The organism is Halobacterium sp. NMX12-1 (assembly GCF_040435975.1).
GTDB lineage: Archaea > Halobacteriota > Halobacteria > Halobacteriales > Halobacteriaceae > Halobacterium > Halobacterium hubeiense.
Genome location: NZ_CP159204.1, coordinates 575925 through 591041 on the forward strand (window position 1 = coordinate 575925; position 15117 = coordinate 591041).

The 15117-nt window shown below is 70.3% G+C and carries 15 protein-coding genes; 5 read left to right on the forward strand and 10 right to left on the reverse strand.

Annotation, left to right across the window (positions count from 1 at the left end):
* The first annotated feature begins 51 nt into the window (after positions 1 to 51).
* Positions 52 to 225: a DUF5786 family protein gene (locus ABSL23_RS04490; protein WP_169793419.1), complete on the forward strand. Its 174-nt coding sequence runs from the start codon at positions 52 to 54 to the stop codon at positions 223 to 225.
* Here the strand turns inward: ABSL23_RS04490 and ABSL23_RS04495 are convergent.
* From ABSL23_RS04495 to ABSL23_RS04505, 3 genes are read right to left on the reverse strand one after another with little or no spacing between them, the layout of a single operon-like run.
* Positions 222 to 932, reverse strand: a complete 711-nt coding sequence (locus tag ABSL23_RS04495) for a hypothetical protein (protein WP_353634876.1) — start codon at positions 930 to 932, stop codon at positions 222 to 224. The two genes, ABSL23_RS04490 and ABSL23_RS04495, sit on opposite strands and share 4 nt — an antisense overlap.
* Positions 925 to 1827, reverse strand: a complete 903-nt coding sequence (locus ABSL23_RS04500; RefSeq protein ID WP_353634877.1) for an NAD(P)H-binding protein — start codon at positions 1825 to 1827, stop codon at positions 925 to 927. The genes ABSL23_RS04495 and ABSL23_RS04500 overlap by 8 nt, the downstream gene beginning before the upstream one ends.
* Positions 1828 to 1851: 24 nt before the next feature.
* Positions 1852 to 2721 (reverse strand): YkgJ family cysteine cluster protein, encoded by an 870-nt coding sequence (locus ABSL23_RS04505; RefSeq protein WP_353634878.1) that lies wholly within the window; start codon positions 2719 to 2721, stop codon positions 1852 to 1854.
* Positions 2722 to 2779: 58 nt separating this feature from the next.
* Here ABSL23_RS04505 and ABSL23_RS04510 point away from each other — a divergent pair, with 58 nt between their 5' ends.
* Positions 2780 to 2977 carry a hypothetical protein gene (locus ABSL23_RS04510; protein ID WP_353634879.1) on the forward strand — a complete coding sequence of 66 codons (198 nt, stop codon included), beginning with the start codon at positions 2780 to 2782 and terminating at the stop codon, positions 2975 to 2977.
* On the opposite strand, the gene ABSL23_RS04515 is transcribed toward ABSL23_RS04510, so the two are convergent.
* Together ABSL23_RS04515 and ABSL23_RS04520 are read right to left on the reverse strand one after the other, a co-directional pair.
* Positions 2974 to 3198 (reverse strand): helix-turn-helix transcriptional regulator, encoded by a 225-nt coding sequence (locus ABSL23_RS04515; RefSeq protein WP_353634880.1) that lies wholly within the window; start codon positions 3196 to 3198, stop codon positions 2974 to 2976. The genes ABSL23_RS04510 and ABSL23_RS04515 overlap by 4 nt on opposite strands.
* Positions 3199 to 3203: 5 nt before the next feature.
* Entirely contained in the window at positions 3204 to 3596 is a 393-nt protein-coding gene (locus tag ABSL23_RS04520) for a DUF2178 domain-containing protein (RefSeq protein ID WP_353634881.1), read from the reverse strand.
* A gap of 217 nt (positions 3597 to 3813) precedes the next feature.
* Here ABSL23_RS04520 and ABSL23_RS04525 point away from each other — a divergent pair, with 217 nt between their 5' ends.
* Positions 3814 to 5622: an ATP-dependent DNA helicase gene (locus ABSL23_RS04525; RefSeq protein WP_353634882.1), complete on the forward strand. Its 1809-nt coding sequence runs from the start codon at positions 3814 to 3816 to the stop codon at positions 5620 to 5622.
* A gap of 122 nt (positions 5623 to 5744) precedes the next feature.
* On the opposite strand, the gene ABSL23_RS04530 is transcribed toward ABSL23_RS04525, so the two are convergent.
* Both ABSL23_RS04530 and ABSL23_RS04535 read right to left on the reverse strand, forming a co-directional pair.
* Positions 5745 to 6785 (reverse strand): class I SAM-dependent methyltransferase family protein, encoded by a 1041-nt coding sequence (locus tag ABSL23_RS04530; RefSeq protein ID WP_353634883.1) that lies wholly within the window; start codon positions 6783 to 6785, stop codon positions 5745 to 5747.
* Positions 6785 to 7885 (reverse strand): 60S ribosomal export protein NMD3, encoded by a 1101-nt coding sequence (locus ABSL23_RS04535; RefSeq protein WP_353634884.1) that lies wholly within the window; start codon positions 7883 to 7885, stop codon positions 6785 to 6787. Before ABSL23_RS04535 ends, ABSL23_RS04530 begins: the two co-directional genes overlap by 1 nt.
* A gap of 141 nt (positions 7886 to 8026) precedes the next feature.
* Between ABSL23_RS04535 and radA the strand changes: the two genes are divergently transcribed.
* A complete protein-coding gene (gene radA / locus ABSL23_RS04540; protein WP_353634885.1) occupies positions 8027 to 9058 on the forward strand; it encodes a DNA repair and recombination protein RadA in 1032 nt (343 codons plus the stop codon).
* Between the two features lie 390 nt (positions 9059 to 9448).
* Here the strand turns inward: radA and ABSL23_RS04545 are convergent, their stop codons facing one another.
* Both ABSL23_RS04545 and ABSL23_RS04550 read right to left on the reverse strand, forming a co-directional pair.
* On the reverse strand, positions 9449 to 9724 hold the full coding sequence (locus ABSL23_RS04545) for a hypothetical protein (RefSeq protein ID WP_059058100.1): 276 nt from the start codon (positions 9722 to 9724) through the stop codon (positions 9449 to 9451).
* 70 nt (positions 9725 to 9794) lie between these two features.
* Positions 9795 to 10991, reverse strand: coding sequence for a PQQ-binding-like beta-propeller repeat protein (locus ABSL23_RS04550; RefSeq protein WP_353634886.1), 1197 nt, complete (start codon positions 10989 to 10991; stop codon positions 9795 to 9797).
* A 230-nt stretch (positions 10992 to 11221) separates the two neighbouring features.
* Here ABSL23_RS04550 and uvrB point away from each other — a divergent pair, with 230 nt between their 5' ends.
* The gene (uvrB, locus tag ABSL23_RS04555; protein WP_353634887.1) at positions 11222 to 13288 is read left to right on the forward strand and encodes an excinuclease ABC subunit UvrB; all 2067 of its coding nucleotides are present in this window, start codon (positions 11222 to 11224) and stop codon (positions 13286 to 13288) included.
* A gap of 16 nt (positions 13289 to 13304) precedes the next feature.
* Here the strand turns inward: uvrB and ABSL23_RS04560 are convergent, their stop codons facing one another.
* Entirely contained in the window at positions 13305 to 15047 is a 1743-nt protein-coding gene (locus ABSL23_RS04560) for an excinuclease ABC subunit C (protein ID WP_353634888.1), read from the reverse strand.
* Between the last annotated feature and the right edge of the window lie 70 nt (positions 15048 to 15117).

Here is a 15117-nt window from a genome sequence, read left to right on the forward strand (position 1 = left end):
AACGTCCGTTACATTCTTAATCACAAACTCCCAAGGGTGGGTTTAGTTACCATGTCAATGGGTGCCTATGACGAGGCCGAGCACGAGCGCCGCGAAGCGAAGACCAACAACGTCGAGGTCGCCGACGACGACACCCGCACGACCTACGAGGGCTCCGTGGAGTTCGAGGACGGGGACTCCGCGGAGGACCTCATCGACCAGTTCCAGCAGCTGCAGTCGAACTAGCCGTCCTGTTTTATCGCGAGCAGCGACCCCGTAGCGACGAGCACGACCGCGGCGACGTGGCCGGCGACGGCGACCGCCAGCGGCGGGTGCGTCCACACGAACGGCAACAGCACCGACTGGAGCGCGCCGAACGCCAGCGTCCGCCGGTCGACCGCGCGCACGACGGCGACGGTGTCGGCGTCGAACTCGTAGGAGAGCGAGCGCCACAGCGCGACGACCGCCGCCCACCAGCCCGTGCCGATGCGGTAGCAGACGTCCCACAGCACGAGCAGCGCGAACGCCGCGGGGAGTACGGGCGGCCGCTCGCCGAGTAAGGCCGCGAACAGCGTCGCGCCGTCCCGCGGGTCGTAGACGAACAGGTACGTGAGCAGGGCGACGTACGCGACGACGCCCAGCACCACCTCGATGCTGGACGCGAACAGCAGCCGCCGGTAGCGCACCGGCACCCCCTCCTTGCGCGCCTCGCGGCCGATAGAGAGCATGAACGCGCTCCCCGCGGCGGCGACGGCGACGGCCGCAGTACCGGGGACGACGGTGCCGGGGAGGTCGTACGCGAACGCGAGCGCGAGCAACACCCCCTCGAAGCCCGCGAACTGGACGAGGACGGCGGTGCGGTCGGAGACCTCGACGCCGGGAATCGCGCCGACGATGCTCTCGTACACCCACGCCTCGCCGTAGACCGCCCGCGTCCGGTCGCCGTCACCCATCGACGGCCTCCCCGTACTCGCGGAGCGCGCGCTTGGCGGCGTCCTCGAACGGCGTCAGTTCGACGGGGAGCACGTCCCTGATGCCGTGGTCGGTGACGACGACGGGGTTCTTCAGGCCGTGAATCAGGGGGTGGGCGACGGACTTCGGCACGTCGGTCACGAGGTCCACCCAGTACGTCGAGAGCCGCGGCGAGAGCACGGGAATCGGGAGGACGAGCAGGCGCTTGCCCGCGAGTTCGGCGGTGCGTTCGAGCATCGTCTCGTAGGACAGCACCTGCGGCCCGCCGACCTCGTAGGTCTCGCCGGCGGTCTCGGGGTGGTCGAGGACGCCGACGAGGTAGGCGACGACGTCCCGGACGGCGATGGGCTGACAGGGCGTGCGCACCCACTGCGGAGTCACCATCACGGGGAGCTTGTCCACGAGCTGGTAGACCATCTCGAAGCCCGCGCTCCCCGCGCCGACGATGACCGCGGCGCGCAGCGTCGTGAGGTCGAAGGCGGCGTCCGCGAGCACGGCCTCGACCTCGCGGCGGGAGGCGAGGTGCGGGGAGAGGTCGTCGCCGGTCTCCCCGAGGCCGCCGAGGTAGACCACGCGGGCGACGCCGGCGGCGTCCGCGCCCGCCGCGAAGTTCCGGGCGGCGCGGCGGTCGCGCTCGGCGAAGTCGCCGCCCGACCCCATCGAGTGGACGAGGTAGTAGGCGGCGTCGACGCCGTCGAAGACGTCCGCCAGCGAGTCGGCGTCGAGCAGGTCGCCCGTGACCACCTCGACGCCCTCGGGCGCGTCGTAGCGCTTGGGGTCGCGGACGAGCGCCCGGACGTCGTGGCCGGCGGCGACGAGTTCGGGAACGAGGTGGCCGCCGACGAAGCCGGTGGCACCCGTGACGAGCACGCGCATACCGGGCCGTGGGCCCGCGGCCGCTTAACTGTCGAGGGCGTCCCAGCCGGGGGTCGAAGGTGCGCCCCGCGCTTCCTCGACGGGGTCGCCGAGTTCCGGGACGGGGTCGTCGCGGGCCGCGCGCTCGCGCCACTCGCCGGCGGCGGCGCCGACCCACGAGTCGGCGTTCACGGCGGTCTCGTAGGCCCGCTCGCGCTTGTTCGGCTCGACGGCGGTGGTGCCGGGCGCACTCGCGGCGGCGACGGCGACGAAGCGCGCGCGGTCCGCTTTCGTGAGGTCGCCGGCGACCAGCCTATCCAGAAATCCGTCTTCGAGGTCGGCGGGGTCAGGGTACGCGAACACCTTCTCGCCGACCGCCTGCGGGCCGAACAGGAGCGAGGACTGCTCCTCCGGGGGTTCGTCGTCGAGCAGGCGGTCGCCGCCGACGTGGCGCTCGACGCGCTCGCACTCCGCGTCCACGTCGAGCGCGAGGTTGTGGCCGGGGTACTCCGCGCACTCCTCGGGGTAGGCGTCGGTGTCGTGGATGCGGCACTGCAGGGTCTCGGGGTCGAGGAACGCGCACGCGGGGAGCCACGACGCGTCGGTGTCGAAGGGCGCGACGGGCTTCGGGAGCTTCCGGACGCCGACGAAGAAGGCGGGCTTCCCGGCGACGGCGGCGACCTCGCGGCCGTCGATTTCGACGCTCGGGCCGTCCCGGGCCGCCCAGAGCCGGGGCGTGAGCGCGTCCGCGAGGCCCGCGTCGAGGAACGCGCGCACGTCCTCGCGGGTCAGCGGCACGAGGTTGTACGTGTCGTCCAGCGGGCGCTGGGGGCCGCGGCGCTCGTGGTCGGGGACGTCCGCGAGCGGGCGCCAGTCCACGCAGCAGCCGGCGCAGTTCTCGCAGTCGACCTCCATACACGAAGGTCGAGTGCGCGAGCCGAAAGGGTTTGCCCGCGGAGCGCGAACTGAAGGTATGAGCGAGCGCTGCGAGGGCTGCGGGGACAGCGTCCGGGTCGCCGGCGGCATCGGCGACATCTGGACGATGGACCCCACGGGGACCGGCGGGATGACCCTCGAATTCGCCGACGACTCGGAGTTCTTCCTCTGTTTCGACTGCATCGACGCGCTCCCCGACGAGCCGAGCGCGGGCGACGTGGCGGCGCTGGATTAGTCGAGGTCGGAGACGGTCGCATCGAGGTCGATTTCGGGGTCGAACAGCGCCTCGACCGAGACCTCGAAGAACGCCGCGAGCTTGAACACGAGTTCGACGGAGGGGTCGTAGCGGTCGCCCTCGACGGCGTTGATGGTCTGACGGGTCACGCCGACGCGCTCGGCGAGCTCGCGCTGGCTGATGTCGTGGCGCTCGCGGTGCTCGCGCAACGAATTCTTCACGACGCTCACCTCCGTCGCCGGACGGCGAACAGCAGTCCCGCGTACGTGAGGTACAGCGCCGCGACGCCGAACGCGATGGCGCGGGCGCCCGGCCCCCACTCGAAGTGGCCGAGCCCCCACGCGAGGGTGAGCGCGGGGAACACGACGGCGGACGCCCAGCCGAAGACGGTCAGCGTGAGCTGGGCGGTCTCCTGCGCGATGGCCTCGTCGCGCTCGTCGAAGACGGTCGTCTCCGCGCGGAACTGGACGGCGACGACGCCGACCATGGCGACGGCGTAGACGCCGACGCCGACGAGCGGCTGATTCAGCACGGTGAACGCGGCGAGCGCGAGGCCGGCGACGGCGGCCAGCACGCCGACGGCCCGCCGGACGTTCCGCGGGTCGGCGAAGGCGTTCACGGGCGGCTCACCCCGACGAGCGCGTCGATTCCTGCGAGCGGTGCGGGCGTGGCGTGGGTTCCGAGCATCTGGGTCACCTCGAACGCCCCGTAAAGAGCGTTTTACAGTAAAACGTATTTGACACTGTAAAATAAGTTTTACGGCGATGCGGGGGTGGGCGCTCGCGGGCCGGCGTCGAGCGGTGGCGTTAACCCCCCGGCGCGCCTGCCATCGAGCAGTGAATCCCGAGCGCATCGTCGGGGAGTTCCCCGCCCCCGAGTTCCGCGGCGCCCAACAGCAGGCGCTGCGGGACATCCGGGAGGCGTTCGAGGCGGGCAACGACGTGGTGCTGGTGCGCGCGCCCACCGGCAGCGGGAAGAGCCTCATCGCGCGCGCCATCATGGGCTGCGCGCGCCGCGTCGAGGACGCCGACCCAGTGGACGCGACGGGCGCGTACTACACGACGCCGCAGGTCTCCCAACTGGACGACGTCGCCGAGGACGACCTGCTCGACGACCTGAAGCTCATCCGCGGGAAGTCCAACTACACCTGCATCCTCCCCGGGGAGGAGGACACGCCCGTGGACCGCGCGCCCTGCGCCCGCGAGCGCGGCTACGACTGCGCGGTCAAGCACCGCTGTCCGTACTTCTCGGACCGCGCCATCGCCTCCTCCCGGGAGTTCGCCGCGATGACGCTGGCGTACTTCATGCGCACCGCCGGCTCGGAGGTGTTCCGCAAGCGCGACGTCTGCGTCGTCGACGAGGCCCACGGGCTCGCGGAGTGGGCGGAGATGTACGCCACCATCGACCTGAACGAGCACACGGTCCCCGTCTGGGAAGACGTGCGCGTGCCGGACGTGGACGGCGACCCGGACGGCGCCGTGAACTTCGCGGAGCACCTCGTGCGGACCTGCGAGAGCGCGAAAGACGAACTGCTCGGGCAGGACGAACTCACGCCCGAGGAAGCCGGGAAGCGCGACCGCTTGCAGGAACTCATCTCGGAGCTGAACTGGTTCGTGGAGGACTACAACGACCCCGAGTCGGCGACCACGTGGGTGGTAGATGCGGACGACCAGTCGGTGACGGTGAAGCCGATGGACCCCGAGCGCTACCTCAAGCACACCGTCTGGGACCGCGCGAACAAGCACGCGCTGCTGTCGGCGACCATCCTCAACAAGGAGGCGTTCTGCCGGAGCGTCGGCCTCGACCCCTCGAACGTCGCGCTCGTGGACGTCGAACACACGTTCCCCCTCGAAAACCGCCCGCTGTACGACGTGACGCATGGGAAGATGACCTACGAGGAGCGCGAGACGACGCTCCCGAAGATGGCCGAGACACTCGTGCGCGTGATGGCCCACCACCCCGACGAGAAAGGAATAGTTCACGCCCACAGCTACGACATCGCGGAGAAGCTCGCGGGCCGCCTAGAGGAGTTCGGCGTCGGCGACCGCGTGCGCACGCACGACTCAGATACTCGGGACGCGGAACTGGAGCGCTGGAAGGACAGCGACGACCCCGAGGTGTTCGTCGCGGTGAAGATGGAGGAAGCCCTCGACCTGAAGTACGACCTCGGGCGCTGGCAGGTGCTGTGCAAGGCGCCGTTCCTGAACACGAACGACTCGCGGGTGGCCGCGCGCCTCGCGGACGGCCAGTGGCCGTGGTACTACCGGACCGCGCTCCGCACCGTGATTCAGGGCTGCGGGCGCGTCGTCCGCGCGCCCGACGACCACGGCGCCACCTACGTCGCGGACGCCAGTATTCTGGACCTCTTCGACCGCGCGCGCACCGACATGCCGCCGTGGTTCCGCGACCAGGTGGACGCGATGACGACTCCCGACCTCCCCGAACCCGACCCCGCGGCCGCGCTCGCCGGAATCACGGGCGAAATCGACCAAGTGGAGCCGACGTACGCCAGCGAGTCGAGTGGCGCGTCCGGCAGTACGTCGAGCGCGAGGACGAGCGGACAGAGCAGTACGAGCGACGACCGAGACGGCGGCCGCAGTTCCGGCTCCGGGAGCCCGCTCGCGGACGTCTGGGACGCCGAGTAGCTAGAAGAACGAGAGGCCGTAGACGAGCGACGACCCGAGCATCAGCGCGACGAGAAAGACGGCGAGTATTTGGTCCCGCGTCATACCCGAGCCGTGGGGTTCGCCGGCCAAAGCCGTACTGGTTAGTCGACGCGCGCGTCCAAAACGACGTGTTCGACGCCCGCGCTGTGTGACTTCACGCGGCGCCGCGCCTCGATTTCGACCGCTCTCCCGGCGCGCTCACAGCCCGCGCGCAGCCGCGACTCGGGGCGCTCCCAGAGTTCGGCCTCGGGGACGGCGCTGTGGACGTGCAGGATTCCGCCGGAGACGAGGTTGTCGAGCGCGGCGTCCAGATAGCCCGGGCCGCCCTCGCTCGTCCCCGCCTCCGCTACGGGGCCGCCGCCGAGCGCGTCGTAGTAGCCCATCACGACGCGGTCGGCCTCGCTCTCCACGTCGCGGCAGTCCCCGAGCACGCAGTCCAGATTCCGGCTGACGCCGTTGAGCTGGGCGTTCTCCGCGAGGAAGCGGAACGACTCGGGGTTCTTCTCGACGGCCGTCACGTCGGCGCCCGCGCGGGCCATCGGGAGCGCGAAGTAGCCGACGCCCGCGAACATGTCGAGGACGCGCTCGGCCTCGCTGGTGACTTCGCCCATGCGGGCGCGCTCGGCCTTGTTCCCCGGCGCGAACATCACGCGCGAGAGGTCCAGCGCGTACTGCGTGCCGTGCTCGGTGTGGACGGTCTCGGTGTCGCCCTCGCCGGCGACGACGGAGACGTCGGGTTCGCGGTGCTCGCCGTCGATGCCGCCGCGCGCGAGCACGGTGTCGGCCTCGTTGTGGAGGTCCAGCAGCGCGTCGCCGACCTCCGCGGGGCGCGGGCAGTCGGCGAAGTCGGCGAGAATCACGGTGCCGACGACCGCCCACGACGACGGCGCGCGGTCGCGCTCGGCCTCGGTCCAGCCGCGCTCGCGGAGCAGGTCGTCGAGGCCGGGCGCGCGCAGTTCGGGATCGTCCTGCTCAACGAGCCGGTCGAAGTCAGTCTCGCGGGGACGGTCAGAGACCGGGAGTTCGACGCGGTCGGCGTCGTGCTCCCGAATCTTGCGGGCGTCGTCGTAAACGCCCTCGGCCTCCAGGTCGGCGATGCGGGCTTCCGAGTCGGGTTTCGGGACGACGACAGCGAAGTCCATCAGGCCTCGGGGAGGACGTGGAGGCCGGCGCGGGACTTCAACGCGGGGACGGTGCTGGCGTCGGCGTCCACGTAGTCCGGGCGCGGGACGGTCTTGGACTCGTAGGTCTCGGGGTCGAGAATCTGGACGGCGTTGTCGTCCTCGACGGTGACGACGGTGGCGTCCGTGGCGTCCTCGACCGTCCCGAGTTTTCGCGCGTCGGGCGCGTCGCCCTCCTCGTAGCTGGCCTCGTAGGGCTCGCCCGTGGTGACGCGGACGCCCTTGAGATTCCCGTGGACCGAACGCACGAGCACCGGGCCGCCGTCGTCGTCGGCGAGGTCGATGACGTCTCCGGGCTTGAACTCGGGGAAGCGGACGGCGTAGGTCACGCGGTACACCTCGTTGCCGTCCTCGTCCTCGGTGACGAGCTTCTCGTGGTCCTCGAAGCTCCCGCCGAACTCCTCGATGAGCTTGCGCGCGAGCTTCAGCCCGATCTTGTTCGTCGAGAGTTTGAGGTCGATGCCGGACTCGGCCTCCGAGACGTCCGTGACGAAGGCGTTGCGGTCGCCCGTCTCCTCCATGTCGGCGACGATTTGGTGGGCGAGTTCGGTGGCGCGCTCGGTCTCCTCGCTGGTGGGGTCCCGGCCCACCGCCCGCACCTGCACGATGGACGCGAAGGAGTCGCCCGCGATGCGGCCGCAGCGCTTGCACGTCTGCCGGCTGACCTTCACGGGGACGACGACCTCCTCCGTCTGGACCTCGCCGCGTACGACGCCCGAGAACAGGCAGTGCATCCGGATGGTGTTCTGATCGACCTGCTCGGGGCGGACCTCCCAGTCGACGTCCTCGGCCTCGACGTGGACCGCCAGCGCCTCGCTGACCTCCTCGATGGCGACGTCGGTGTAGTCGTCGGCGTCGACGTCCACCCAGCGGTTCCCGCGGTGGACGGCGCCGCAGCGCGCACACACCATCACTTCGATGCGCTCGGGCGCGTCCACGAACTCGAAGTCCTCGAAGTAGCAGGCGTCACACAGCGACCGCTCGCGGCGAGTGACACCCTCCCCGTCGTCGGCGTCGATGGCGTCGCCGCAGCGGGGGCAGAAGGTGCCTGCGTCAGTCATGCGCCGAGGTAGGCCGCGCTGACTGTTAAGTTGCCCGTCGCAGGCTCACCGCGCGGCCGGCCGGCGCTCGCGCGCACCAGTTTCACTTTCATTCCGGTGTATACGAGGCTTTATGATGCGGTGGGGCCAACCTCCGTGTACATGCCCGAAGCAGACCTCGAGGAACTCCCCGGTGTCGGCCCCGCGACCGCGGAGAAACTCCGAGAGAACGGATTCGAGTCGTTCCAGAGCATCGCCGTCGCGTCAGCCGGCGAGCTCTCCAACACCGCAGACATCGGCGACAGCACCGCCGCAGACGTCATCCAGGGCGCCCGCGAGGCGGCCGACGTCGGCGGCTTCGAGACCGGCGCGACCGTCCTCGAACGCCGCGAACAGATTGGCAAGCTCACGTGGAACGTCCCCGAGATCGACGAGATGCTCGGCGGCGGCATCGAGACCCAGTCCATCTCGGAAGTGTACGGCGAGTTCGGCGCCGGCAAGTCCCAGGTCACCCACCAGCTCTCGGTGAACGTCCAGCTCCCCCAGGAGCAGGGCGGGCTGCGCGGCCGCGCCATCTTCATCGACTCCGAGGACACGTTCCGCCCCGAGCGCATCGACGACATGGTGCGCGGGCTCAGCGACGAGCAGCTCCAGGCCGCGATGGACGACCGCGACATCGACGGCACCCCCGACGACGAAGAAGCGATGGAGGCGCTCGTCGAGGAATTCCTCGACAAGATTCACGTCGCGAAGGGGTTCAACTCCAACCACCAGATGCTGCTCGCGGAGAAGGCCCAGGACATCGCCTCCGAGTACGAGGACGACGAGTACCCCGTCCGCCTGCTCTGCGTGGACTCCCTGACCGCGCACTTCCGCGCGGAGTACGTCGGCCGCGGCGAACTCGCCGACCGCCAGCAGAAGCTCAACAAGCACCTCCACGACCTCGACAAGGTCGGCAACCTCTACAACGCCGCCGTCGTCGTCACCAACCAGGTGCAGTCCAACCCCGACTCGTTCTTCGGCGACCCCACCAAGCCCATCGGTGGCAACATCCTCGGCCACAAGTCCACGTTCCGGATGTACCTCCGCAAGTCCAAGAACGACAAGCGCATCGTCAAGCTCGTCGACGCGCCGAACCTCGCCGACGGCGAGGCCGTGATGCGCGTGCAGGACGGCGGCATCAAGCCGGAGTAAGCCGCACTTTTTGCTGTGGGAGGGCGGCTTCGCCGCCCTCCCGGGCAAAAACTTGGGGAAAAAGCACTCCTCCCTCCCGCCGCGCCCTTCGGGCGCGTTAGTCGGTCGTCGGCCTGCGCTCACTCGCTTCGCTCGTTCGCGCAGTGAACCGGCGACCTATCGGGGCCTCCGGCCCGCTCGGTCGCCGGATGCTCGGCGACTGACTGACCCAATAGCTGACGAGCATCGGCGAGCGAGCGCCTTGAAAAGGCCGAGCAAAGCCGTTCGCCGCGCGACTGGAGGGAACGCGGGCGCGAGGACGAGCGGAGGGAGGACGAAGCGCTTTTTCTGCAAGTTTTTGCGCTGCGGGGGTGCGCCTTCGGCGCACCCCCGCAGCGCAAAAAGTGCTCGCTAGACGCCGTCGACCGTCTCGCGGTAGGCTTCGACGCTGGCCTTGGCGTCGGCGATGCTCTCGCGGGCGTCCTCGTCGTCGACCGCGTCAGCGAGGTCGTCGAGCGCGTGCGTGATGCGCGCGAGGCGGCCGTGGTCGGGGCCGCTGTCGGCCGTCGCGAGCTCCGCGAGCGCGTCGGACTGTTCGTAGAGGCGTTGCTCGTCGTCGGGGTCGTCGGCGGCGACGGAGGCGGCTCGGAGGTGGTCGCTTGCCGCGCGCAGGTCTTCGCGTACCATGCGCGGCGGTTCGGCGCCCGCGAGGATATAGGTGGGGTGTACCGGGTCCTTTCGCGACCCCAGCGCGGGGCTACCGGAGTTCGAGGACGCGGCCGTCGGCCGTGCCGACGACCAGCGCGTCCTCGACAGCGACGACCGCGTTCGCGCCGTTCGCATCGTGCGTCCACAGCCGGTCGCCGGTCTCAGCGTCGAGGGCGTGGAGGTTCCCGTTCGGGCTGCCCTCCCCCGCGACGTAGACGGTGCTGTCGGCGACGATTGGCGACGCGAACCGCTCGCCGCGCTGGAACGCCCACAGTTCGTCGCCGGTCTCGGCGTCGAGGGCGTGCAGCGTGGCGTCGTGGCGGTAGCTCACGCCATCCTCGTCGCCGAATCGCGCCGAAGCGACGTACACGCGCTCGCCGTCGAACGCCGGGTGCTGGAGGTTGGGGCCGGGTTCGGCAGTCCAGTCGGCGGTCCCGTCGCCTCGCAGGGCGACCACGCCACAGGGATAGGTGTCCGGACAGCCGAGTTTCCCGACGAACAGCCCGCCGTTCTCCGAGACCACGGGGTAGGTCGCACCGCTGGCTTCCGTCGCCGTCCACGTCCGCGTCGGAGCGTTCGCGAGCACGCCCTCGGCGTCGCTGCGCGGGTCGTAGGCGTGGACGGCGTCGGCGCCGTCGCCCGCGACGAGTAGCCGGCCGTCGCCGTCGAACCCGGGACGCGTGTCTCGCTTCGTGGACAGCCGCCACCGTCGCCTGCCGGTGGTCGCGTCGAACGCCGCGAGCTCGTCGTAGCCACCGACGTACGCGGTTCGCTCACCGGCTAGAACGCTCCGAACGTACGTCTCGGTGTCGTGCTGCCACAGCACTTCCCCGCTGTCGGGGGCGAGTCCGGCGACCTGTCCGCGACCCCCAGCAATCACGGCGTCGGGGCCGACGGCGAGCTGCCGGGCGTCGGCGGACTGGCTCCACGCCGACCCCCGTTCGCCGTCCCGGTCGAACGCCCACACCGCGTGCTCGGTGCCGGCGTACGTGCGTTCGGCGCCGACTCGAACGCTCTCGACGGCGTCACCGACCTCGTGCCGGGCGACGACTTCGGGGGTGTCGGTCGGCGGCGACGCGTCGGGGCTGTGCGCCGTGTTCCGAGGGCCGTACCGCGGCTGCGGCCACGTCCCGTCGGCGGGCTGGTGGACGTCCGTGGACCACGCGCCGTACCGTGCGGCGCCGCCGGCGAGCACGCCCGCGCTACCGAGTGCGAGGGCTTTCAGCGCGTCGCGTCTGGAGGGCATCGTCGGCGGTTCGTCGGGGTCCGGCAAGTGCTTGGCGATGGTTCGCACCGTACGCGGCCGCCGCCGTCGGCGAGCCCGTTGCTCGCGGCTCCGGGGGTCGCTGCTCGCCCTAACGTGCCTTCCCGTTGGTCAGGCACGCTGCTCGCGGGTCGTCCCTCCCCGCTCGCCATTCCGTGCTCTCCCTTCGGTCGAGCACGCTGCTCAAGTGTCCTCGCGCCTACTACCAGACAATGAGCGACGCCAGCGGTCCACTCCAGCCGGACCGACCCGAGGCCGAGAAGCCGTTCCGCGTGGACGCGCCGTTCGACCCCGCGGGCGACCAGCCGCAGGCCATCCAGCAGTTGGTCGAGGGGTTCGAGAGCGGCGCGGACGCGCAGACGCTGCTCGGAGTGACGGGCTCCGGGAAGACCAACACCGTCTCGTGGGTCGTCGAGGAACTCCAGCAGCCGACGCTGGTCATCGCGCACAACAAGACGCTCGCGGCCCAGCTCTACGAGGAGCTGCGGAACCTCTTCCCGGACAACGCCGTCGAGTACTTCGTCTCGTACTACAACTACTACCAGCCGGAGGCGTACGTCGAGCAGACGGACAAGTACATCGAGAAGGACGCCTCCATCAACGACGAAATCGACCGGCTGCGTCACTCCGCGACGCGCTCGCTGTTGACGCGGGACGACGTCATCGTGGTGGCTTCCGTCTCCGCCATCTACGGGCTGGGTGACCCGCGCAACTACGAGGAGATGAGCCTCCGCCTCGAAGTCGGGCAGGAGATAGAGCGCGACGAACTCCTGGGGCGGCTCGTGGACCTGAACTACGAGCGCAACGACGTGGACTTCACGCAGGGGACGTTCCGCGTCCGCGGGGACACCGTGGAGGTGTTCCCGATGTACGGGCGCTACCCCGTGCGCGTGGAGTTCTGGGGCGACGAAGTGGACCGGATGGCGAAACTCGACCCGCTGGAGGGCACCGTCGAGAGCGAGGAGCCCGCGGTCCTGTTCCACCCGGCGGAGCACTACTCGGTGCCCGAGAGCGAGATGGAGGAAGCCATCGAGAAGATTCGGGACGACATGCACGAGCGCGTCCGGCACTTCGAGCGCAACGGCGACATGGTCGCCGCCCAGCGCATCGAGGAGCGCACCACGTTCGACCTCGAGATGATGGCGGAGGCCGGCTACTGTTCGGGCATCGAGAACTACTCGGTGTACCTCTCGGACCGCGAACCCGGGGACGCCCCCTACACCCTCCTGGACTACTTCCCAGACGACTTCCTCACGGTCATCGACGAGTCCCACCGCACCGTCCCCCAAATCAAGGGCCAGTACGCGGGCGACAAGTCACGGAAAGACAGTCTGGTGGAGAACGGCTTCCGGCTCCCGACGGCGTACGACAACCGCCCGCTGACGTTCGAGGAGTTCGAGGAGAAGACCGACCAGACGCTGTACGTCTCCGCGACGCCCGGCGACTACGAGCGCGAGCAGTCCGCGCAGGTCGTCGAGCAGATTGTCCGACCGACGCACCTCGTGGACCCCGAAATCAACGTCGCCGACGCCACCGGACAGGTCGAGGACCTGATGGACCGCATCGACGAGCGCGTCGCGAACGACGAGCGCGTGCTCGTGACGACGCTCACCAAGCGCATGGCCGAGGACCTCACGGAGTACCTCGAAGAAGCCGGGGTCGCCGTCGAGTACATGCACGACGAGACGGACACGCTCGAACGCCACGAACTCGTGCGCGGGCTCCGGCTCGGCGAGTACGACGTGCTCGTCGGCATCAACCTCCTGCGCGAGGGCCTGGACATCCCGGAGGTGAGCCTCGTGGCGATTCTGGACGCCGACCAGGAGGGATTCCTGCGCTCGGAGACCAGCCTCGTGCAGACGATGGGCCGCGCCGCGCGGAACGTCAACGGCGAGGTCGTGCTGTACGCCGACGAGCGCACGGACGCGATGCGGGACGCCATCGAGGAGACCCAGCGCCGCCGCCGCATCCAGCGGGAGTTCAACGAGGAACACGGCACGACGCCGACGACCATCGACAAGGAGGTCGGGGACATGAACCTCCCCGGCGCGGAGACCGACACCTCCGATGTCGCCGGCGACGGCCCCAGCGACGAGCAGGAGGCCGCCGTCCTCGTGGAGGACCTCGAAGAGCGCATGGAGGAGGCCGCGGGCAACCTCGAGTTCGAGCTCGCGGCGGACATCCGCGACCGCATCCGCGAACTCCGCGAGGAGTACGATCTCGACGGCGGCGACGAGGGCGAGGACGCGGGCGTCGCCCCCGAACCCGGCGAGTGGTAGCGCCCGCTTCCGACTTCTAGAGCCGGCTCGCGAGAGTCTCGGCGGTCGCTTCGCCCACGCCCTCGACGTCTCGCAGGTCTTCGACTGACGCCTCGCGGACGCCCTCGACGCTGCCGAACCGCCGGAGCAGGCGCTTGCGGAGTTCCGGGCCGACGCCGTCCACGTTGTCCAGCGTCGTCTCCACGTCGTCCCGGAGCGTCTGGTGGTACGCGACCGCGAACCGGTGGGCCTCGTCGCGCACGCGCTGGAGGACGTGCAACTGGGGCGCGTCGTCGTCCCAGTCGTACGTCCGCTGGTCGGTTATCACGACCTCCTCGTCTTTCGCCAGCGCGACCGCCGGCACGTCCCAGCCGGCGTCCGCCAGCGCCTCCCGGGCGGCGTCTAGCTGCCCCTCGCCGCCGTCGATGAGCAGGAGGTCGGGGTCCGGGCGGTCGTCTCTCCCTTCGACCGCGCGGTCAGCGCGCCACCGCAGCAGCCGGTACATGTTCGCGTAGTCGTCGTTCTCCTCGTCGAGCTTCTTCCGGCGGTAGTCGGCCTTCTCGGCGCTCCCGTCCACGAAGCAGACGTCGCTGCCGACGACGGCCTTCCCCTGCGCGTGGCTCACGTCGAACCCCTCGATGCGCGTCGGGCGGTCGATGCCGAGCGCGTCCGCGAGCGCGCCGAGTTCGTCGCGCTCCCCGGAGCGCCGGTGGGCGTTCTTCAGCGCGAGGTCCACGAGCGTCGCCTCGCGGCCCGCGCCCGGCACCGCCACCTCCACGCCCGCCTCGTCCAGCCACGCCGCCACGTCCTCATCGCCGTGGCGCTCGGGCAACAGCAGGCGGTCCGGGAGGTCCCGTTCCGCGTAGAACTGCACGAGGAACGCCGCCAGCACGTCCGCCGGATTCTCCCCATCGGGAGCATCGAGGTGGTGCTGGTCGCGCTCGACGAGCTGGCCGCGCTCGGCGTGCAGGCGCGCGACCGTCGCGTCCTCGCCCTCCACGGCGACGCCGAGCACGTCCGTCGTCGCCGCGTCGTCGCCGCCCGCGACCGCCGCGCCCGCGCCGCCGTGGAACGACTCCACGACGTCCAGCCGGTCCCGGAGGTTCGCCGCGCGCTCGAAGTTCTGCTCCTGGGCGGCCCGCTCCATCTCGCGCTCGATGGGGTCCGCGAGCGCGCCCGTCTCCCCCTCGAAGAAGCGCTCGGCGGCCTCCGCGTCCGCCGCGTAGTCGGCCTCGCTGATTTCGTCGGTGCAGGGCGCCGAACACAGCCCCATCTCGTAGTCCAGGCAGGGGCGCTCGCGGTTCCGGTACTTGTGGTCCGAGCAGCCCCGCAGCCCGTACACCTCCCGAATCGCCTTCACCACGACCTCCACGTCGCCCTTGTCCGTGTACGGGCCGTACGCCGCCGCGCCCTCCTCGGGGTCCCGCGTCACCTCGATGCGGGGGACGGCGTGGTCCGTGAACTGCACGAGCGGGTAGGACTTGTCGTCTTTGAGGCGGACGTTGTACCGCGGCTGGTGGCGCTTCACGAGGTTCGCCTCCAGCAACAGCGCCTGCGTCTCCGTGTCGGTCACCGCGAAGTCGATGGCGTCCGCGCGCTCGACCATCCGCGCGATGCGCTCGCTTCTGGGGTCGGCGTACGACCGCACGCGGTCCCGCACGTCGACGGCTTTCCCGACGTAGAGGACGGTGTCGGCGTCGCCGCTCTCGTCGAGGAACTGGTAGACGCCGGGCTCCGTCGGCAGGTCGCCCGCGCGCTCCCTGACCTCGTCGGCGTCCATCGCTTCGGGGTACGGCCGCGGCGACTTTCAACTGCGCGGTCCCGGCGGCTCGCTGCGCCTGCGAACGGGC